The organism is Acidovorax temperans (assembly GCF_028596105.1).
Lineage (GTDB): Bacteria > Pseudomonadota > Gammaproteobacteria > Burkholderiales > Burkholderiaceae_C > Acidovorax > Acidovorax temperans.
The window spans coordinates 3,461,489-3,481,068 of sequence record NZ_CP117193.1 but is presented as its reverse complement, the minus strand read 5'-3'; the positions used below and the strand labels follow the sequence as shown (position 1 = coordinate 3,481,068).

Annotated in this window: 15 protein-coding genes; 12 read left to right on the top strand and 3 right to left on the bottom strand. The window is 61.8% G+C overall.

Features of this window, described 5'->3' with window-relative positions:
- Window positions 1-89: 89 nt before the first annotated feature.
- Both hemL and thiD read right to left on the bottom strand, forming a co-directional pair.
- Window positions 90-1,400: a glutamate-1-semialdehyde 2,1-aminomutase gene (hemL, locus tag PQV96_RS16270; protein WP_273623582.1), complete on the bottom strand. Its 1,311-nt coding sequence runs from the start codon at window positions 1,398-1,400 to the stop codon at window positions 90-92.
- Window positions 1,384-2,337 carry a bifunctional hydroxymethylpyrimidine kinase/phosphomethylpyrimidine kinase gene (gene thiD, locus PQV96_RS16265; RefSeq protein ID WP_273623580.1) on the bottom strand — a complete coding sequence of 318 codons (954 nt, stop codon included), beginning with the start codon at window positions 2,335-2,337 and terminating at the stop codon, window positions 1,384-1,386. The genes hemL and thiD overlap by 17 nt, the downstream gene beginning before the upstream one ends.
- A 94-nt stretch (window positions 2,338-2,431) precedes the next feature.
- Here thiD and PQV96_RS16260 point away from each other — a divergent pair, with 94 nt between their 5' ends.
- From PQV96_RS16260 to PQV96_RS16230, 7 genes are all read left to right on the top strand, one after another.
- Window positions 2,432-2,605 (top strand): rubredoxin, encoded by a 174-nt coding sequence (locus tag PQV96_RS16260; RefSeq protein WP_142083509.1) that lies wholly within the window; start codon window positions 2,432-2,434, stop codon window positions 2,603-2,605.
- A 51-nt stretch (window positions 2,606-2,656) separates the two neighbouring features.
- The gene (locus PQV96_RS16255; RefSeq protein WP_044398823.1) at window positions 2,657-3,055 is read left to right on the top strand and encodes a response regulator; all 399 of its coding nucleotides are present in this window, start codon (window positions 2,657-2,659) and stop codon (window positions 3,053-3,055) included.
- Window positions 3,055-3,420 carry a response regulator gene (locus PQV96_RS16250; protein ID WP_066694660.1) on the top strand — a complete coding sequence of 122 codons (366 nt, stop codon included), beginning with the start codon at window positions 3,055-3,057 and terminating at the stop codon, window positions 3,418-3,420. The genes PQV96_RS16255 and PQV96_RS16250 overlap by 1 nt, the downstream gene beginning before the upstream one ends.
- A gap of 15 nt (window positions 3,421-3,435) precedes the next feature.
- The gene (locus PQV96_RS16245) at window positions 3,436-3,963 is read left to right on the top strand and encodes a chemotaxis protein CheW (RefSeq protein WP_066694658.1); all 528 of its coding nucleotides are present in this window, start codon (window positions 3,436-3,438) and stop codon (window positions 3,961-3,963) included.
- A gap of 21 nt (window positions 3,964-3,984) precedes the next feature.
- Entirely contained in the window at window positions 3,985-6,267 is a 2,283-nt protein-coding gene (locus tag PQV96_RS16240) for a methyl-accepting chemotaxis protein (protein WP_066694652.1), read from the top strand.
- 45 nt (window positions 6,268-6,312) lie between these two features.
- On the top strand, window positions 6,313-12,456 hold the full coding sequence (locus PQV96_RS16235) for a hybrid sensor histidine kinase/response regulator (protein ID WP_273623576.1): 6,144 nt from the start codon (window positions 6,313-6,315) through the stop codon (window positions 12,454-12,456).
- A gap of 131 nt (window positions 12,457-12,587) precedes the next feature.
- Window positions 12,588-13,898 (top strand): IS4 family transposase, encoded by a 1,311-nt coding sequence (locus tag PQV96_RS16230; RefSeq protein WP_273623574.1) that lies wholly within the window; start codon window positions 12,588-12,590, stop codon window positions 13,896-13,898.
- 106 nt (window positions 13,899-14,004) lie between these two features.
- Here PQV96_RS16230 and PQV96_RS16225 read toward each other — a convergent pair whose 3' ends face one another.
- Window positions 14,005-15,477 carry a cryptochrome/photolyase family protein gene (locus PQV96_RS16225; RefSeq protein WP_273623572.1) on the bottom strand — a complete coding sequence of 491 codons (1,473 nt, stop codon included), beginning with the start codon at window positions 15,475-15,477 and terminating at the stop codon, window positions 14,005-14,007.
- 21 nt (window positions 15,478-15,498) lie between these two features.
- Here PQV96_RS16225 and PQV96_RS16220 point away from each other — a divergent pair, with 21 nt between their 5' ends.
- The 5 genes from PQV96_RS16220 (at window position 15,499) to PQV96_RS16200 (ending at window position 19,524) form a co-directional block, all read left to right on the top strand.
- On the top strand, window positions 15,499-16,098 hold the full coding sequence (locus tag PQV96_RS16220) for a YqgE/AlgH family protein (protein WP_273623570.1): 600 nt from the start codon (window positions 15,499-15,501) through the stop codon (window positions 16,096-16,098).
- Complete coding sequence (gene ruvX, locus PQV96_RS16215) at window positions 16,095-16,532, top strand: Holliday junction resolvase RuvX (protein ID WP_142083518.1); 438 nt, start codon at window positions 16,095-16,097, stop codon at window positions 16,530-16,532. Before PQV96_RS16220 ends, ruvX begins: the two co-directional genes overlap by 4 nt.
- Window positions 16,529-17,050 (top strand): bifunctional pyr operon transcriptional regulator/uracil phosphoribosyltransferase PyrR, encoded by a 522-nt coding sequence (gene pyrR, locus PQV96_RS16210; RefSeq protein ID WP_142083520.1) that lies wholly within the window; start codon window positions 16,529-16,531, stop codon window positions 17,048-17,050. The genes ruvX and pyrR overlap by 4 nt, the downstream gene beginning before the upstream one ends.
- 2 nt (window positions 17,051-17,052) lie before the next feature.
- Complete coding sequence (locus PQV96_RS16205; protein WP_044398807.1) at window positions 17,053-18,015, top strand: aspartate carbamoyltransferase catalytic subunit; 963 nt, start codon at window positions 17,053-17,055, stop codon at window positions 18,013-18,015.
- A gap of 213 nt (window positions 18,016-18,228) precedes the next feature.
- Window positions 18,229-19,524, top strand: a complete 1,296-nt coding sequence (locus tag PQV96_RS16200; protein WP_044398804.1) for a dihydroorotase — start codon at window positions 18,229-18,231, stop codon at window positions 19,522-19,524.
- Window positions 19,525-19,580: the final 56 nt, after the last annotated feature.

Genomic DNA, 19,580 nt, shown 5'->3' with positions numbered 1-19,580 from the left:
GGTGTGAAGCGTGCAGAGGCGGTGTCGGCTCTGCTACAGATTTAAATAAAATAAGCCTGCAGCGCTTATCTATCAAGCGCCAGTAGCTATTATTTTGATAGTGTTTTGAACACTTCGCGTGCTGCCGCCACGGTGGCCGCGATGTCGTCGGCCGTGTGGGCGCCACTGACAAAGCCGGCTTCGTACAGCGCCGGGGCGATGTACACGCCGCGATCAAGCAGGCCGTGGAACAGCTGGTTGAAGCGGGCGCTGTCGGTCTTGAGCACGGCGGGGTAGTTCTGGGGCAGCTCGGGCAACAGGAAGAAGCCGAACATGCCGCCCTCGCAGTCGGCGCTGAAGGGCACGCCTTCGTCCTTGGCGGCCTGGGCCAGCCCATCGACCAGTGAGCGGGTGGAGGCCGACAGAGCGTCGAAGAAGCCGGGCTTCTTGATCTCGCGCAGCGTGGTCAGCCCGCAAGCCGTGGCCACCGGGTTGCCCGACAAGGTGCCCGCTTGGTACACGCCGCCCAGCGGGGCCAGGTGTTCCATGATGGCGCGCGGGCCGCCAAAGGCTGCGAGCGGCATGCCTCCGCCAATCACCTTGCCCAGCACGGTGATGTCGGGCCTGAAGCCGGGGATGCTCTTGGCGTACACGCTTTGCGCGCTGCCGAGCGCTACGCGGAAGCCGGTCATCACTTCATCAAGCACCAGCAGCGCGCCGTATTCGGTGCACAGCTCGCGGCAGCGCTTCATGAAGGGCACACTGGCGCGCACAAAGTTCATGTTGCCTGCAATGGGTTCGATCATCACGCAGGCCAGCTCCTTGCCGTGCAGGGCAAAGGCTTCTTCCAGTTGCGCAACGTTGTTGTACTCGAGCACCAGGGTGTGCTGCACCACTTCAGGCGGCACGCCCGCGCTGGTAGCGTTGCCAAAGGTGGCCAGGCCCGAGCCGGCTTTAACCAGCAGCGAATCGGCATGGCCGTGGTAGCAGCCCTCGAACTTGATGAACTTGCTGCGGCCGGTGGCGCCACGGGCCAGGCGAATGGCGCTCATGCCCGCTTCGGTGCCCGAGCTGACGAGGCGGATCATCTCCATCGATGGCACCAGGCTCAGGATTTCTTCGGCCAGCTCCACTTCGCGCTCTGTGGGGGCGCCGAAGCTGAAGCCTTCGAGTGCGGCCTTTTGCACCGCTTCAAGCACGGCGGGGTGGCCGTGGCCCAGGATCATCGGGCCCCAGGAGCCGATGTAGTCGATGAAACGCTGGTCGTTGGCATCCCAGAAGTAGGCGCCTTGCGCGCGCTTGACGAAGCGGGGTGTGCCGCCCACGGCCTTGAAGGCACGCACGGGCGAGTTCACGCCGCCGGGGATCAGCGCCTTGGCGCGTTCAAACAGGGGAATATTGAGATCAGTGCTTGGTGTCATGGGGTGGCATTACAAAGCCTTCGATGGCCTGTGTTTCGTCAAGGGAATCTGCTTCGCTGTCTTCGGACTGGTCGTCCTCGGGCTGGGCCCAGAACATGCGATCGGGAATGATGTGGCCCATGCCGGGCCGAAAGCCTGCGTCCAGGCAGCGGTCGAGGTAGTTGAGGGCTTCGCTGGTGGCTTCGCCCAGGTCGTTGCCGCTGCCCACCAGGGCCGTGAGTGCGGCCGACAGGGTGTCGCCCGCGCCGGAGAAGGTGGCATCGAACAGTTCAAACTTGTTGTTGCCCAGCACGGTCTGGGGCGAGGCGAGTACGTTGTCAACAAACTGCTCGGGCAGTGGAATGCCGGTGACCAGGGTGTAGGGCACGCCCATCTCGGATGCCGCGCGGGCGATGTCCCGGGCGGTGGGGCTGCGGTCGCTGCTCCAGTCGGGCAACAGCCAGCGCCACAGCGTGCTGTGGTTTCCAACCAACACCGAAGTCTGTGGCAGCAGCAGCTCGCGGAAGGCATCCAGGTACTCGTCAATCAGCTCTTCACGCCACCAGGAAAGGTTGGGCATGTAGGCGATGACGGGCACATCGTCGTAGTCGGCAGCGATCTCGGCAATGGTGCTGATGTTCTCGGTGCTGCCCACAAAGCCCACCTTGATGGCTTGCACTGGCAAGTCCTCCAGCACGGCGCGGGCCTGCTCTGCCACGGCCTCGTCGTCCAGGCAGAAGTGATCGAAGATCTGCGCTGTGTCTCGCGCGTAGGCGCCCGTCACCACAGCGATGGCGTGGCCGCCCACGGAGGCAATGGTGGCGATGTCGCCCGTCAGCCCGCCAGCGCCGCTGGGGTCGCTGGCGTTGAAAACCAGAATGCAGGCGGGGCTGGATTCATCCGATGGATCACTGTCCAGTTCATCGGTGTCGGGGGGGAGGGGGGGGGGCATGGTCATGATCCAGTTCCTGCGCCAATGGTGGCATAGAAGCAGCAGCTCGCAGAGATGGCTAGATACAATCGTTGCATTCTATGTGAAGGCCTATTAAGCTGTGACCGACTCTAAGACGTGGATGTGTTTGATATGCGGTTGGATCTACGACGAGGCCTTGGGTTCGCCTGAACATGGCATCGCTCCCAACACGCCATGGGATCAGGTTCCTATGAACTGGACGTGCCCCGAATGCGGAGCCCGCAAAGAAGATTTTGAGATGGTACAGATTTGACACGCGGCTCCTGCTGCGACATTTGCACTTTCCATCGGGAGCGATAATAAATTGACTACAACAGGCGCATCTTTCAAGGTGCTCGTCGTGGATGACAGCAACACCATCCGCCGAAGCGCCGAGATTTTTCTGAAGCAGGGGGGGCACGAAGTCTTGTTGGCTGACGACGGCTTCGATGCACTGGCAAAGGTGAACGACTATCAGCCTCAGCTGATCTTCTGTGACATCCTGATGCCCAAGCTGGATGGCTACCAGACCTGCGCCATCATCAAGCGCAATGCACGTTTCGCAGACACGCCGGTGGTAATGCTTTCGTCCAAAGACGGTGTTTTTGACAAGGCACGCGGTCGCATGGTCGGCTGCCAGGAATACCTCACCAAACCCTTTACCAAAGACCAGCTGCTGCAGGCTGTGCAGCAGTTCGGCAATTCCCAACTAGGAGCGATGTAATGCCCATCCAGAAAGTACTGGTCGTCGACGACTCGAAGACTGAGTTGATGTTTTTGACAGACCTGCTTCAGAAAAAAGGCATGCAAGTGCGCACGGCTGAGAACGCTGAAGAAGCGTTTCGTCGCTTGGCTGAAGAAAAGCCAGATCTGATTTTGATGGACGTTGTGATGCCTGGCCAAAATGGCTTTCAGCTGACCCGTGCCATCAGCCGCGATCCTCAATATGCTGACGTGCCCATCATCATGTGCACCAGCAAGAACCAGGAAACTGATCGTGTCTGGGGCATGCGCCAGGGAGCGCGTGGCTACATCACCAAGCCGGTCGATCCAGCAGAGTTGCAGTCCAAGATCGACGCCCTCAACTGAGGCTGCTGCGCGTTCATGGCCAATCGTGAAGCTCTCAGAGAGCTCCAAGTGCGTCTTGCTGGCCGATTGCAGGCGGCAAGGGTTGAGGGCTTGTCCGTTTCGTCATGGCTCGCGGTAGAAGCTGCGGGCCAGTCTTATCTGTTGCCGTTGGCGCAGTCGGGCGAAATTTTTCCATGGGTTGCCGTGCAACCCGTGCCATACACCCAGGCATGGTTTTTGGGTGTTGCCAATTTGCGCGGTGGTTTGGTAGGGGTGGTGGACCTGGCTGGGCTTTTGGGCTCGCCGGTGCAACGCACGGAGCAAATGCTCGCCGAGTCTAGCTTGTTGGCTCTCAACACGGCGTTGGAAGTGAACGCCGCTTTGTTGGTGGACCGTTTGGCGGGATTGCGGGGGACGGAGGCGTTTGTCGCGGCAGAAAATCCTGCAAAGGAAGCCCCCGCGTTTTACGGCACCGTCTACATCGACGCAGCAGGCGTCCGCTGGCAAGAACTGAACTTGCAGATCTTGTCCCAACATCCCGCATTTCTGAGCATCAGTGCTTGAGTTTTTCTGTAAGGCTGCACCATGTCTTTCGCTAATCAATTTGGAAAACTGTTCAATCGGAAACCCGCTCCAGCAGAAGCTGAGGCAGGTGCCGAGGGCAACAGCGATTTGCTGTCTGCCGAGTCTCCAGATGCAGGCGCATCGCGCGACCCCTACCAAGTCGAGCCCATGAACAGTGTGCAGGGTGATGTCGATTCCTATGCCCCGGGTTCGGACGACACCGTTGGTGTGGACAGTGAACTGATCACTTTGCCTGTGCTGGGCAGTGCCACAGCTGCTGCGCACCAGCGCCGCCTGCTGGCCCTGCTGGCTGTGGGCGTGGTGGCTTTGGGTGTGATTGCCGCGTGGGTGCTGCGCCAGGCAGACCAGTCGGCTCAGCAACTGGCCGCTACGGGCCAATCGTTGATGCAGTCGCAGCGTTTGGCGAAATCGGTGTCGCAAGCGCTGGTGGGTAGCCCACAGGCGTTCCCGGACGTGGTGGAAAGCTCGGGCGTGTTGGCGCGCAACATCCGCGCCCTGAGTAGCGGAGATGCCGAGCTGGGCGTGCCTGCCCTGGGCGAGCCCTACAAGCCTGAACTGGACGCGGTCATTCCGATGATGGAGCGCGCTGAGCGCAATGCAGGCGTGGTGATGGCGCAGCAGAAGATTCTGACCCAGGTAGGTGACGCTCTACGTACCATCAACCGCCAGTCTTCTGACTTGCTGGAAATTGCTGAAACGGTTTCGTCCCTGAAGCTGCAGCAAAATGCCCCCGCCTCCGAGATCTCTGCCGCAGGCCAGCTGGTGATGTTGACCCAGCGTATCGGTAAATCGGCCAACGAATTCCAGACCATGGAAGGCGTGAGCCCCGAAGCGGTGTTCTTGCTGGGCAAGGACTTGAATTCGTTCAAGGAAATCGCACAAGGCATGTTGGACGGCAGCCCTGAGTTGCGTCTGGCTGCGACCAAGGACGCCCAAACGCGTGAGCAGCTTGAAGGCCTTGTAAAGTTGTATGAGCAGACACGTACACAAGCCAGTGCCATTCTGGGCAATCTGCAAGGCTTGGTGTCTGCCCGTGAAGCGCAGTCCGCGATCATTGCCGACAGCGAACCACTGCGTCGCCAGTTGGAAACCCTCCAGACCAAGCTGTCCGCCCAAACCGGTGTGGGCGCCGGTCAGTTGGCTGCTCTGGTTCTGGCCAGTGCCTTCCTGTTGATTTGCGGCTTCTTCCTGTCGCGTGTTCAGCTGCTGGACAGCCGTAACCGCCAAAAGACTGCTGAAGCGCAGCAAAAAGACGCCAAGCGTCAAGAGCAGGAAGCCAAGCGCGTCAATGACGCCAACCAGGCCGCCATTTTGCGTTTGATGAACGAGCTGCAATCGGTTGCTGAAGGTGACTTGACGCAAGAAGCCACCGTGACCGAAGACATCACTGGCGCCATTGCTGACTCGGTGAACTACACGGTGGAAGAGCTGCGCCAGCTGGTGGGTAGCGTGCAGAACACGGCTACTCGCGTGGCGCAGACGACAGCCCAGGTGGATGCTACCTCCACTGAACTGCTGGCTGCTTCTACTGAGCAGCTGCGTGAGATTCGTGAAACTGGCCGCTCCGTTCTTGACATGGCGACCCGCATTAACGAGGTGTCCACTCAAGCCCAAGAGTCGGCCACGGTGGCGCGCCAATCGCTGCAAGCTGCTGACTCCGGTCTGCAGGCCGTGCAGAACGCCATCGGCGGTATGAATTCCATCCGTGACCAGATTCAGGACACCTCCAAGCGCATCAAGCGCCTGGGCGAATCGTCGCAGGAGATCGGTGAAATCACGGAGCTGATTTCCGACATTACCGAACAGACGAACGTGCTGGCTCTGAATGCTGCCATTCAGGCCGCGTCTGCCGGTGAAGCCGGTCGCGGCTTCTCTGTGGTGGCCGAAGAAGTGCAGCGACTGGCTGAACGTTCTGCCGATGCTACGCGTCAGATCTCGGCACTGGTGAAAGCCATTCAGACAGATACCCAGGATGCTGTGGCCGCTATGGAGCGTTCTACGCAGGGTGTGGTGGAAGGGGCTCGCCTGTCTGACAGTGCCGGTACGGCCCTGACTGAAATTGACCGCGTGTCGCGCCGCCTTGCTGAACTGATTGAGCAGATTTCGTCTTCGACATCGCGTGAAGCTGTGTTGGCCAACGAAGTGGCTGACAACATCCAGCACATTTTCGCGGTGACTGAGCAAACGGGTGAAGGTACCCGCACCACAGCGCAACAGGTTCGTGAACTGTCGCAAATGGCCGAGGAACTGCGTCAATCGGTGGCGCGTTTCAAGATCGCCTGACGCTAGTCATCAACCAGCTGGCTCTTTGCAGCCGGGGACGAATCCATGTCATCTATTGATGTCAACAATGCACCGGCCGCGGACTGGACCCCTGGAGACCAGGATCTGGGTCCTCTGGCCTGGGTGCTTGACGAGTTACGCAAATCGCTGGGTGGCGCAGTCAAATCGATGCGCCGTTTTTTGCGCGAGGCTGAACAGGCTCAGGAATCCGATCTGGCATCTCTGGACGCTGGATCGTTGCGCATAGCAAGGCAGCAGTTGCACCAGGCCAGCGGTGCGCTGGAAATGGTGGGTATGGCCCCTCCAGCTCTCGTGCTGCGGGCCATGGAGTCTGCGGTACAAAAATTTGTGCAGCGTCCCGAGCTGTGCCAAGACGACTCAGCAGGCATCATTGAACGTGCCAGCTTTGCTCTGATCGAATATCTGGAAGGCGTGCTGGGAGGCAAGCCCGTTTCGCCTGTGGCCTTGTTTCCCCAGTACCGCGATGTCCAGACGCTTGCGGGTGCGGATCGAGTTCACCCTGCAGACCTGTGGCCTGTAGAGCGGCGTTTCCGGGAGCCTGATCTGGAGGTGACCGGGTCGCCTCTGCTTTATGGCGCAGATGCCCGAGCTCGTCTTGATGCTGCGGTGCTCAAGATTGTGAAGACCGGTGACCGCAAGGCGGCGCGCAGTATGCGTGACACCTGCCTGGGGTTCGTGGCAGCCCAGCAGGACCGCCAGGTACGTGCTTTCTGGAAGATTTGTGCAGGCTTCTTTGAAGCTTGTATGGAAGGTCTGCTGCCACCAGATGTCTACGTCAAACGCGTTGCCTCGCGTGTGCTGATGCAGTACGCCACCCTTGCCAAGGGTGACAAAACGGTGGCAGATCGGCTGGTTCAAGATCTCTTGTTCTTCTGCTCCCAGGCCCAGAACGTGGATGGTGCACGTACACCTGCCCTGCAGGCTGTGCGGGACGCATTTGCGCTGGACCGTTTCAAGCCTGTGGATTACGAAACGGTGCGTTTTGGTCGTTTCGACCCCGCACTGTTGGCACAAGCCCGCAAGCGCATTGCAGCGGCTACGGAGACATGGTCAGCCTTGGCGGGCGGAGATCGCAACAAGATCAAACCGGCTGCAGATCAATTCAGCTTGGTTTGCGATTCGCTGCGCAAGCTCAATCCGGGCAGCGAGAGCTTGGCGGTCGCACTGACCAAAACCCTCGACGCCATCACCCGCACGGGCGAACCACCATCGGCCGCGTTGGCCATGGAAGTGGCGACATCGGTGCTGTATCTGCAAGCAGCCTTTGAAGAGTTGGATGCCGCAGATGACCAGATGATCCAGCGGGCGGCCCGTTTGGCCGAGCGGTTGGATGCGGTGGGATCGGGTGCAGAGCCTGAGCCTCTGGAAGCCTGGATGGAAGAGCTGTACCGCCGTGTCAGCGACAACCAGACGATGGGCAGCGTGGTGGATGAGTTGCGCGCCACCCTCGCTGAGGCCGAAAAGGCGATGGATCAGTTTTTCCGTAGCCCGCAAGAAACCTCGCTGCTGGTGGCCGTACCCGGCTTCTTGGCGCAAATGCGTGGGGTACTGTCTGTGCTGGGATTGGATCAGGCATCTCTGGCGGTGCTGCGCATGCGCGACACTGTGGAGCGTCTGCTCATCAATGAGATTTCTGACGCAGACAAGCCCGGCGCATTCGAAAAGCTGGGCAGCAATCTGGGTGCGTTGGGCTTTCTGATTGATATGCTCAACTACCAGCGTGCCATGGCGCGCAAGCTTTTCGTTTATGACGAAGAGGCAGGTGAGCTGCGCATTCTCACTGCCAAGGGGCGTTCGCGTGCCTCTGATGCTCAGGAAGAAGCTCCAGCCAAGCTGGAAGAGCGAGCAGCACAACCGTTGCCTGAGATCGTGCCACGCTTCCCGGTGGAAGAGCCTGACGGTGTGCCGACAGATTTCTCGCCATTCCCCGGCATGTCCTCGGACAGCGCCGATGCATCACAGCCGATCCCAGAAGATCAGTTGGCTCCCGAGATCTCTTTTGATTTCGCTGAGGCAGCGTCGCCAGCTGTTTCACCTGCGCCAGCGCCCATCGAGTTCGCAGTCAAAGAGCAACTGGCTGTCGAAGACGAGTTACTGGAAGTGTTCCTGGAAGAGGCACGGGAGGTAGTGGTCAACGGCACCGCGGCCATCGCAGCCTTGATTGAGGAGCCTGGCAACCTCAGCGAACAGACCACCTTGCGCCGTGCGTTCCACACGCTCAAAGGCAGTTCGCGCATGGTGGGGCTGAACGACTTTGGCGAAGCCGCTTGGGCCATGGAGCAACTGCTCAATGCTTGGCTGGCAGAGCAAAAGCCCATGCAGCCGCCGCTGTTGAAGCTCTCGTCCGATGCACTGCAAGCATTTGATCGCTGGGCCAGTGATATTGCCGCAGGCCAAGCCAGCGGATGGCAATCCCAGGCATTCCGTGAATCTGCCGATGCTTTGCGCTTGCAAGGAGCGGTGGTTTCGTTGGTGGTGCCCGGTGGTCAACAAGCTCCAGAAGCAGAAGCTACAGAGCCTGCAGCGGAAGCGCATGTGGAGCCAGCCGCTCAGGCTCCGATCGAACTGACCGAAGTATTCGACATCTCTGAGGAGGTGCTGCACGAGGACTTCCAATCCACGGAAATTCCCGAAGGAGAGGCAGAGTCGGGTTTTGTGGCGGACGCCTCGTCCCCTCAGTCCATGGGTGGCGCCGTTACAGAGGAGATCGATTTTGCGGAGTTCACTTCGGCCCTCACTGAGTCTGAGCCATCGGTAGCCCCTGCAGAAACGCCGCCTGTGTTGAACGCTGCGGTGGAGCCGGGAGTGGACAGCCCCGTCGATCTAAGTTTGCCGGACCTTTCGTTCCTGGATGCAGACGTGCCTGCTGCTGCGGTGGTGGAAGAGACGCCACTGCTTGAAGAGCATACTGTGTTCGAAGAACTGCCAGCGTTGGATGAGGTGCCCGCTTTGGACTTCGGCGCTACCGTTGAGTCTGCACAAGAAGCACCCGCGATGGAGAGCGAGCCTGAAGAGGTGCCGCTCTCGGTTTATGAGCCTGATGCCCTGACGGAACCCGTGCCTGAAGCGCCGTCTGTCATCACCGACGCGATGGAGGTTGAGGCGACTCAGCCAGAGACTACATTGGAGTCTCCAGCCGAAGAGGAACCGGTGAGCGAAGAGGCGGTCAAGGTCATTGAAACCTTGCGTATTGGCTTGCCGCTGTACAACGTGTACCTGAATGAAGCGGACGAGTGGTCGCGTCGCTTGGTCACCTGTCTGCAGGAATGGGCTCTGGAATTGCATGAGCCTTTGCCTGACACCGCAGTCGCGCTGGCCCACTCGTTGGCTGGCAGCTCTGCTACCGTGGGATTCACCGCCCTGTCCGAAATGGCACGAGTGCTCGAACACGCACTGCAGCATGTTCAGCTGGCACCGCAGGGCAACGAGGAGCAGGTGTCGGTGTTCATGGCTGCGGCTGATGACATTCGCCGCTTGCTTCACCAGTTCGCCGCAGGCTTCCTGAAAGAGCCCAACCCTGAAGTGCTGGATGCTTTGCGCCAGATTCTGGAGACAGAAGTCAGCAGCACGTTGTCGCCTGCTTACGACGATTTGATGGAGGATTCTGCGCCTGAGCCCGAGGGGCTGGAGGCATCGGAGTCTTTGGCGGAAGTAGAGAAGCCAGAAGAATTGTCCACGCCTGTCGTTTCGCAGGAGCCTGCAGTGGCTGCCCCAGTGGCTCGCGCCGTTGCGCCCGCGCTATCGGCGGTCAAGCGCGATGCGGCATCCCTGGTGGGTACTGACGTGGACGACGACATTGACGTTGTGGACGTCATTGATCCCGACCTGTTCCCGATTTTTGAGGAAGAGGCTGCCGAATTGCTGCCCCAACTGGGTGGTGCACTGCGCCAGTGGGCAGCTCGTCCAGACAATCTGGGTGCCCGCAGCGAAGTCTTGCGTGCCTTGCACACACTCAAAGGTAGCTCGCGTTTGGCAGGCGCCATGCGCTTGGGTGAAATGGCGCACCGCCTCGAATCTGCCATTGAGCAGATCGACGTGGAGACGGTCACCGTCGACCAAGTGGAGCCTTTGCTTGCGAGCTTCGACAATCTGGAAGCAAACTTCCAGACTCTCAGCGCCCATGGCGGTCAAGACCCCAGCGCAGGTGTAGAGGCAGAAGCGGTTCAAGGTTTCGTGGAACCAGTCGCTGCGACTGAATCCGTGTCGTCTCAAGGCGGTTCAAGTGCTGCCCCAGCTGTACCAGCTGTGCGTTTGCCTGCTCCGTCGCAACTGGCTCCGCTGCGTGTTGCAGCCAACCAGTCGGTGCGTGTGCGTGCGCAGTTGCTCGATCGCTTGGTCAACCAGGCGGGTGAGGTGATGATCAGCCGCTCGCGTCTGGATGTACGGCTTGGACAGTTCCGCAGCTCGCTCAATGACCTGTCCGGCAACTTGGATCGCCTGCGTCAGCAGTTGCGTGACATCGAAGTACAGGCCGAGTCGCAGATGCAATCGCGCATGGCGCTGGCCAAGGACTCTGCCGCAGGTTTCGACCCGCTGGAATTTGACCGTTTCACCCGCGTGCAAGAGTTGACCCGCATGATGGCCGAGTCGGTGAACGACGTGGCGACGGTGCAGCGCAACTTGCAGCGCGCCATGGAAGGTGCGGAAGACGATCTGATTGCCCAAGGCCGCCAGGCGCGTGAGCTGCAGCGTGATCTGCTGCGTACCCGCATGGTGGAGTTCGAAGGCATTGCGGAGCGTTTGTACGCTGTGGTTCGCCAATCGTCCAAGGAAAGCGGCAAGCAGATCAAGCTGGACATCACCGGAGGCTCTATTGAAATGGACCGTGGGGTGCTGGACCGCATGACACCTGCCTTCGAGCACTTGCTGCGTAACTGCGTTGCCCACGGCATCGAAGAGCCTGACGTGCGGGTGGCCGCTGGCAAGCCAGCCACCGGAACCATCACGGTGGATCTGCGGCACGAAGGCAACGACGTGTCGGTGGAGTTCCGCGACGACGGAGCAGGCCTGAACCTTGCCCGTATTCGTGAAAAAGCCGTTGCGCAAGGTCTGCTGCAAGCAGATGACGAACTCAGCGACGACGCCGCAGCCAACCTGATCTTCATGCCGGGCTTCAGTACCGCGACCGAAGTGACTGGTTTGTCTGGCCGGGGCATCGGCATGGACGTGGTTCGCTCCGAAATCAACGCCTTGGGTGGCCGCATCGAAACGTCTACCCACACCGGGCAAGGCACGGCCTTCCGGATGGTGCTGCCACTGACCACTGCTGTGACGCAGGTGGTGATGTTGCGCGCCGGTGAGTTGGCCGTGGGTGTGCCCGCCAATCTGGTGGAGATCGTGCGCCGCACCTCGGCCCAGGACCTGGAAGAGGCTTACCGCACCGGTTATTTCGACGACGGTCTGGAGAAAGTGCCCTTTTTCTGGTCGGGAGCGCTGCTGCAGTCTTCCGCCCGCAGCAACGAGCCTGCAGGCAAGACCCGCCCGGTGGTGATCTTCCGAAGCGCTTCGCAGCGTGTGGCCATGCACGTGGATGAAGTGCTGGGCAACCAGGAAGTGGTGGTGAAGAACCTGGGTCCACAACTGTCCCGTTTGCCAGGCCTGGCAGGTATGTCGGTGCTGGCTTCGGGTGCGGTGGTCTTGATCTACAACCCTGTGGCCTTGGCTACGGTGTATGGCGATCAGGTGCGTGCCGCCAGTGCCGGTGTGTCCATGCTGGCGGAAACCGACAGCCCGGATGCACCGAAGGCTCCCACGTCTTCGATGCTGTCGGGCGCCAGCCAGGTTCCGCTGATTCTGGTGGTGGACGATTCCATCACGGTCCGTCGTGTGACGCAGCGTTTGCTGCAGCGCGAGGGTTACCGGGTGTCGTTGGCTGCCGATGGCCTGCAGGCGCTGGAGCGTTTGCAGGAAGAGCGGCCCACTGTGGTTCTCTCCGACATCGAAATGCCACGCATGGATGGCTTCGATCTGGCCCGTAACATACGTGCTGACAGTGCGTTGCGCGATCTGCCAATCATCATGATCACCTCGCGTATCGCTGAAAAGCATCGCGAGCATGCGATGGAACTGGGTGTGAACCACTACCTGGGCAAGCCCTACTCGGATGAGGAACTGCTGAGCCTGATCCAGCACTACGCACGCCTGGCGGCCGCTACCGCAGAGGTGTGAAGTCAAGGCTGCCAAGTGCAGTTTTGGCAGCCCAAAAAAAGCGCCCTGAGGGGTAATGCCAGTTAGTTAAGCCCGCAGGCGGCTTGATCCAGTAAAAAGGGAGCGTGTTCAACACGTTCCCTTTTTTCTTGATGAGCCTGCTTGCAAACGCCTTGCGCCAGACCCTGCCCCGAGTACCTGATCGCCTCGAGCAGCTCAGCGCGTTGATAGACCCTGCCTGGATCGCACAGGCGCTGGGGACCAGCGGCAAGGCCTCCATCCGCCGGCGCAAGCTGCCTGCCGAACATGCCGTGTGGCTTGTGATCGGACTGGCGCTGTTTCGCGACCGGCCACTGTGGCAGGTGGTGCAGCAGCTGGATTTGAGCCTGGATGGACAAGCGCCGCCTGCACCGAGTGTCAGCGTGCAAGCCCGCCAGCGCCTGGGCGAGGAGCCTCTGGCCGAGCTGTTCGCTCTACTGACCCAAGCCTGGAGCCGTCCTGCGGTGAATGTGCGCCAGCCACTGCGCGTACTGGCTGTGGATGGTGTGGTCTGGTCGGCGCCGGACACCCCTGAGAATCGAGTCGAACTGGGCAGCTGCAGCAACCAGCATGGCCTCTCGCCCTGGCCGCAGATCCGCGCCACTTGCCTGATGGACACACACAGCCACGAGATGCTTGATGCCAAGCTCGGCGCCATGGACTGCGGCGAATTGAGCCTGGCAGCGCAGTTGCGCGGCGAGGATCACTCGGTGACCCTGTTCGACCGGGCGTACTTCTCGGCCGCGTTCCTGTTGGACTGGCAGGCTGCGGGTACGCAGCGCCACTGGTTGATGCGCGCGCGGGACAATCTGCGCCATGAGATCGTCCAGCAACTGGCGTGCGGCGATGCGCTGATCCGCATGCCGGTGTCCCCACAAGCGCGCAAGGCACACCCGCATCTGCCCAGCCACTGGCAGGCACGCCTGATCGAGGTGAGCGTGGGTGGACGGCTGCGCCGCTTCATCACATCCTTGCCGTGTCCCCGCACGCATCCTGCGCAGGAGCTGGCCGAGCTCTACCACCAGCGCTGGGAGATCGAGTTGGGGTTCCGGGAGATCAAGCAGACCCTGCAGGAGGGTGAGCCGGTGCTGCGCAGCAAGCAGCCCGCGCTGGTGCGCCAGGAGCTGTGGGGCGTGCTGATCGCCTACACGCTGCTGCGCCGCTGGATGCGCGAGATGGCAGCGCACGTCCAAGTCGAGCCCCAGCGCATCAGCTTCCATACGGCCAGCTACGCCATCGTGAACTTGCTGGCGGTCCCCAGCCTGGACTCTGCCGGCACCTTGCCCAAGCAGTTGGCAGCCCTGTTGGCGCAATCGCGACACTTCGTGCTGCCGCCACGCCGCACTGGGCGCCGCTTCCCAAGGGTCGTCAAAAAACGCGCTTCCAAATTCCCAACGAAAAAATGCCAGTCAGCTCTTAACTGACTGGCATTGCCCTGAGGGGCGTTTTTTCATGGGGCAGGTACGGGATGTAAGGGGCGATAGCGCGCCGCGCCATGGGGCGCGCGCTGCGGCCCCGCCGGGCGGCGTGCTAGGGCGCTGCAGCCTTCACCACCGCGTAACGCTCCAGCGTTTTTTGGCGTGCCTCATCGTGTTGCACGATGGGAAGGGGGTAGGTGTGGCCCAAGGTAACACCTGCTGCTTGCAATTCCAGCGGCTTTGCTTCCCAAGGGGCGTGCAGCGCGGCTTTGCTTAGCCCGTTCAGTTGCGGCAGGTAGCGGCGTATGAACTTGCCATCCGGGTCAAACTTCTCGCTCTGGCTGACCGGGTTGAAGATGCGGAAATAGGGCTGCGCGTCGCAGCCGCTTGAGCTGGCCCATTGCCAGCCGCCGTTGTTGGCGGCGAGGTCAAAGTCGTTGAGTTGGTGCGCGAAATACTGCTCGCCCCAGCGCCAATCAATGCCCAGGTCCTTCACCAGAAAGCTGGCCACCACCATGCGCAAGCGGTTGTGCATGTAGCCCGTCTGGTTGAGTTGAGCCATGGCGGCATCGACCAGGGGGTAGCCCGTTTGCCCATCGCACCATGCCTTGAACAGCGCTTGTGCCGTGTCACCCTGCTCCCATGCGATGGCGTCATAAGCGGGTTTGAAGCTGCGCTCTGCCACATGGGGGTGGTGGTAGAGAATCTGGAAGTAGAAATCGCGCCAGATCAGTTCATTCAGCCAAGTGGCAGCGCCTGGGTTGCCCTGCTGCGCCAAGGTATGCGCAGTGCGCGCCAGCAGCCGGGGCGAGATAGTGCCAAAGCGCAGGTGCACGCTGAGGTAGCTCGGCCCTTTCACGGCCGGAAAGTTGCGCGTTTCTTCGTAACGCTCAATGCGCTGCAGGAAGTCATCAAACAACTGCTGCGCCCCCCGGCTTCCCGTGGGCAATTTCAGCTGACCCAGAGTGCTTTGTTCAAAGCCGATCTCTCCCAACGTGGGCACGGGGCGCGTGTGTTCTGGCGGTCGTGGTGCCAGTCGGTGTGCGTGGCGCTCTACCGGGTAGCTTTTCAGGTAGAAGGCATCGATTTTGCGCAGCCAGGCATTTTTGTACGGTGTGAACACGCTGTAGGGCGTGCCCGATTGGGTGAGCACTTCGTCTCGTTCCAGCACCGTATGGTCTTTGTAGGTGTGCATTGCCACACCATTGCGCGCCAGCTGGGTGCGCACAGCGTTGTCGCGCTGCAAGGCCTGGGGTTCGTCGTCGTGGTTGGTGAAGACGGCATTCGCACCCAGCGCCTGGGCCAGCCGGGGCACCGCATCGACGGCTGCCGCGTGCAGCACGATGAGGCCTCCCTGCGTGTGGCCACTCAACTCACGCAGATGGGTATCCAGCTCTACCAGCGATTCGCGGATGAACTCCACGCGCCGGTCGGCCCGGGGCAGCGGGGCGAGGATGTCTGTGTCGAAGACAAAAACGCAATGCACTTGCTGGCATTGGGTCAGTGCGTGGTACAGGGCTGCATGGTCCAGTGCGCGCAGGTCGCGCCGGAACCAGACAAGGCCGGTGGCGTAAGAGGGCTCCATGTTCACCGTTAAAATTGGACAATGTCTTCCGATTCTGCGCCCATCAACCTGACGCATCATTTTTTGATCGCCATGCCCGGTCTTGAAGATGAGTCTTTCGCGCGCAGTGTGGTGTACCTGTGCGAGCACAGCGAACGCGGTGCTCTGGGTCTCATCATCAACAAGCCCTCCGATATCACTCTCAAAGGGCTGTTCGACAAGGTCGATTTGTCTTTGCGCCGCGAGGATCTGACCCAGGAACCTGTGTTTCAGGGTGGTCCGGTGCAAACCGAACGCGGTTTTGTGCTGCATGAGCCCATGCTCGCAGGCACCGAAAAAGCCGACGAATCGGCCTATGCCTCGAGCATAGCGATTCCTGGTGGCCTGGCCATGACTACCTCCAAGGATGTGCTGGAAGCCCTTTCCACAGGCGCCGGGCCCCGCCGGGTGCTGGTCACGCTGGGGTATTCATCGTGGGGGGAAGGCCAGCTGGAGTCTGAGCTGGCCGAAAACGCCTGGCTCACCGTGGGCGCCGACATGTCCGTGATTTTCGACACGCCCGTGCCCGAGCGTTACGACCGTGCGCTGGGCTTGCTGGGCTTGCAGGCCTGGATGCTCTCTCCTGAGGCGGGACACGCATGACCGGGCTTCCCGCTCAGCCTACCGCTTCCGTCCAGCCCGCCGTTCCCGCGCAGTTTCAGACTTTTCTTGCTTTTGATTTTGGCCTCAAGCGCACGGGGGTGGCCTCGGGCAACCGCATGCTGCGCACGGCCAGCCCGCAGGCCACCATCAAGGCCGAGGGCGACGCCCGTTTCGCCCAGGTGGCCCAGCGCATCAAAGAATGGCAGCCCGACGCGCTGGTCATCGGCGTGCCCTACCACCCTGATGGTGCCAGCCACGAAAACACGCAGCGCGCCCTGAAATTTGGCCGCCAATTGCGCGGGCGCTTTGGTCTGCAGGTGTTTGAGGTGGACGAGCGCTACAGCACCACCGAGGCCATCGCCAGTGGCGCCAAGGATGCCGACGCCGCCTCGGCCTGCATCATCCTGGAACAGTTTTTGAGGAACCTCCCATGACGACTTCTCCTGCCGGCCAAGCCGGCAGCCTTGTGCTCGACGCCGAGGCCCTGTACCGCGAGCTGCTGCGCGGCGTGCGCAGCATGCTCACCCCCACCACGCGCCTGGCGGGCATCGCCTCGGGCGGAGCCTGGCTGGCAGAGCGCCTGCAAAAAGATCTGGGCCTGGAAGGCCCCGCCGGGGTGCTGTCATCGGTCATGCACCGCGACGACTTTGCCCAGCGCGGCCTGGCCACCGGCGCGCAAACGGCCCTGCCGTTTGATGTGGACGGTGCCGATGTGCTGGTGCTCGACGACGTGCTCTACACCGGCCGCACCATCCGCGCCGTGCTCAACGAGCTGTTTGACTACGGTCGTCCCGCCAGCGTTCGCCTGGCCGTGTTGGTGGACCGGGGTGGGCGCGAATTGCCCGTGCAGGCCGACTTTGCCGCTGCCCGCGTGGCGTTGCCCGGCAGCCAGTCGCTGGCCCTGGCACGCAATGAGCAGGGCACTTTCCAGTTTCAAGTCCAGGAGGCCTGACCGTGCTGCACAAGCGCAACCCCCAACTCAACAAGAACGGCGAGCTGATCCACCTGCTCTCCATCGAAGGCCTGCCGCGGGACATCGTCACGCACATCCTCGACACCGCTGCCAACTTCGTGAGCGTGAACGACCGCGAAGTGAAGAAGGTGCCCCTGCTGCGCGGCAAAAGCGTGTTCAACCTGTTCTTCGAGAACAGCACGCGCACGCGCACCACGTTCGAGATTGCGGCCAAGCGCCTGTCTGCCGACGTGATCAACCTCGACATCGCGCGCAGCTCGGCCAGCAAGGGCGAGTCGCTGCTCGACACCATCGCCAACCTGTCGGCCATGGCGGCTGACCTGTTCGTGGTGCGTCACAGCGAATCGGGGGCTCCGTACCTGATTGCGCAGCACGTGGCTCCCCATGTGCACGTGATCAACGCGGGCGATGGCCGCCATGCCCACCCCACGCAGGGGCTGCTGGATATGTACACCATCCGCCACTACAAGAAGGATTTCAGCAACCTCACCGTGGCCATCGTGGGCGACGTGCTGCACTCCCGCGTGGCGCGCTCGGACATCCATGCCCTCACCACCCTCGGCGCGGCCGAAGTGCGTGTGGTGGGCCCACGCACGCTGGTGCCGGGCGACATGGCGCAGATGGGCGTGCGCGTGTGCCACACGCTGGAAGAGGGCATCAAGGACGCCGACGTGGTCATCATGCTGCGCCTGCAGAACGAGCGCATGAGCGGGGCTCTGTTGCCGTCCAGCCAGGAATACTTCAAGAGCTTTGGCCTCACGCAGGAAAAGCTGCAGCTGGCCAAGCCCGATGCCATCGTGATGCACCCCGGCCCTATCAACCGGGGCGTGGAGATCGACTCCGCTGTGGTCGATGGCAAGCAAAGCGTGATCTTGCCGCAGGTGACTTTCGGCATCGCGGTGCGCATGGCGGTCATGTCCATCGTTGCTGGAAATGAAGCCTAACCCCCGCAACGCAATGCCCCCTGTGCCGCTTCGCGTCATCCCCCAAGGGGGACGCCACCCCTGGCCCGGCGAAGCCGGTTCCACGGTGGCACTGGCATTTGGTCGGCTGTGGTGCAAATAGGCGGGCACAATGTTGAGCGATGTAGATGCTATGTATTTAATAGCTGCTTGCGCTTATCCGGTAAGCGTTAGTGGCCAATTTGGCTTGAAATCATGAAAATCCTGATCCAGAACGGCCGTGTGATCGACCCCGCTTCGGGCCTTGACCAGATATGCGACGTGGCCGTGGCGGCCGGGCGCATTGTGGGCCTGGGGCGCGCCCCGGCAGACTTTGCCCCCACTCGCACCATTGATGCCTCGGGCTGCATCGTCTTGCCCGGCCTGGTGGACTTGGCGGCGCGCCTGCGTGAGCCCGGCCACGAGCACGAAGGCATGCTCGAATCCGAAATGGCCGCCGCCGTGGCCGGTGGCGTGACCAGCCTGGTCTGCCCGCCCGATACCGACCCCGTGCTTGACGAGCCGGGTCTCGTGGAGATGCTCAAGTTCCGCGCCGAGAAGCTGCACCAGTCGCGCCTGTTTCCGCTGGGCGCTTTGACCCGCGGTTTGGCCGGCGAGGTGCTGACCGAGATGGCCGAGCTGACCGAGTCCGGCTGCGTGGGCTTTGGCCAGGCCGAGGTGCCGCTGGCCAGCACCCAGGTGCTGCAGCGCGCCCTGCAGTACGCCGCCACCTATGGCTACACCGTGTGGTTGCGCCCGCAAGAGATGCACCTGGGCAAGGGCGTGGCCGCCAGCGGCCCGCTGGCCACGCGCCTGGGCCTGTCGGGCGTGCCCGTGGCGGCCGAAACCATTGCGCTGCACACCATTTTTGAACTGCTCAAAACCACGGGCACCCGCGTGCACCTGTGCCGTATCAGCAGCGCTGCGGGTGTCGAGCTGGTGCGCCGCGCCAAGGCCGATGGCCTCAAGGTCACGGCCGACGTGAGCATCAACTCGCTGCACCTCACCGACGTGGACATCGGCTTCTTCGACAGCCGCGCCCGCCTGTCGCCCCCGCTGCGCCAGCAGCGCGACCGCGATGCGCTCAGCGCCGCGCTGGCCGATGGCACCATCGACGTACTGGTGTCAGACCACAACCCGGTGGACGAAGACGCCAAGACCCTGCCCTTTGCAGAAGCCGAGCCCGGCGCCACCGGGCTGGAGCTGCTGCTGTCGCTGGCGCTCAAGTGGTCGCAAGACCAAGGCGTGCCGCTGCAGCGCGCCCTGGCCGCCATCACTGCTGAACCCGCGCGCGTGCTGGGCACGGCCCTGGGTACGCTGCAAGCCAGCGTGGGCCAGTTGGTCGAAGGCGGCGTGGCCGACCTGTGCGTGTTCGACCCCCAGGCCGCCTGGACGGTGCAGGCCGACGCCCTGCGCAGCCAGGGCAAGCACACACCGTTTTCGGGCTACGAACTGCCCGGCTGCGTGCGGGCCACCCTGGTGGGTGGGCATGTGGCGTTTGAGCGGGCCTGAATGCGCTTGAAGGGTTCCAGGCCGCCCGAGCAAGGCTCTTGCGTTGCGCTGCGCGA

What these genes read in the sequence shown, in the direction of transcription:
- hemL (WP_273623582.1), bottom strand. Translation starts at nt 1,400, where the DNA reads ATGACACCAAGCACTGATCTCAATATTCCCCTGTTTGAACGCGCCAAG.
- thiD (WP_273623580.1), bottom strand. Translation starts at nt 2,337, where the DNA reads ATGACCATGCCCCCCCCCCTCCCCCCCGACACCGATGAACTGGACAGT.
- PQV96_RS16250 (WP_066694660.1), top strand. Translation starts at nt 3,055, where the DNA reads ATGCCCATCCAGAAAGTACTGGTCGTCGACGACTCGAAGACTGAGTTG.
- PQV96_RS16245 (WP_066694658.1), top strand. Translation starts at nt 3,436, where the DNA reads ATGGCCAATCGTGAAGCTCTCAGAGAGCTCCAAGTGCGTCTTGCTGGC.
- PQV96_RS16240 (WP_066694652.1), top strand. Translation starts at nt 3,985, where the DNA reads ATGTCTTTCGCTAATCAATTTGGAAAACTGTTCAATCGGAAACCCGCT.
- PQV96_RS16235 (WP_273623576.1), top strand. Translation starts at nt 6,313, where the DNA reads ATGTCATCTATTGATGTCAACAATGCACCGGCCGCGGACTGGACCCCT.
- PQV96_RS16230 (WP_273623574.1), top strand. Translation starts at nt 12,588, where the DNA reads ATGAGCCTGCTTGCAAACGCCTTGCGCCAGACCCTGCCCCGAGTACCT.
- PQV96_RS16225 (WP_273623572.1), bottom strand. Translation starts at nt 15,477, where the DNA reads ATGGAGCCCTCTTACGCCACCGGCCTTGTCTGGTTCCGGCGCGACCTG.
- PQV96_RS16220 (WP_273623570.1), top strand. Translation starts at nt 15,499, where the DNA reads ATGTCTTCCGATTCTGCGCCCATCAACCTGACGCATCATTTTTTGATC.
- ruvX (WP_142083518.1), top strand. Translation starts at nt 16,095, where the DNA reads ATGACCGGGCTTCCCGCTCAGCCTACCGCTTCCGTCCAGCCCGCCGTT.
- pyrR (WP_142083520.1), top strand. Translation starts at nt 16,529, where the DNA reads ATGACGACTTCTCCTGCCGGCCAAGCCGGCAGCCTTGTGCTCGACGCC.
- PQV96_RS16200 (WP_044398804.1), top strand. Translation starts at nt 18,229, where the DNA reads ATGAAAATCCTGATCCAGAACGGCCGTGTGATCGACCCCGCTTCGGGC.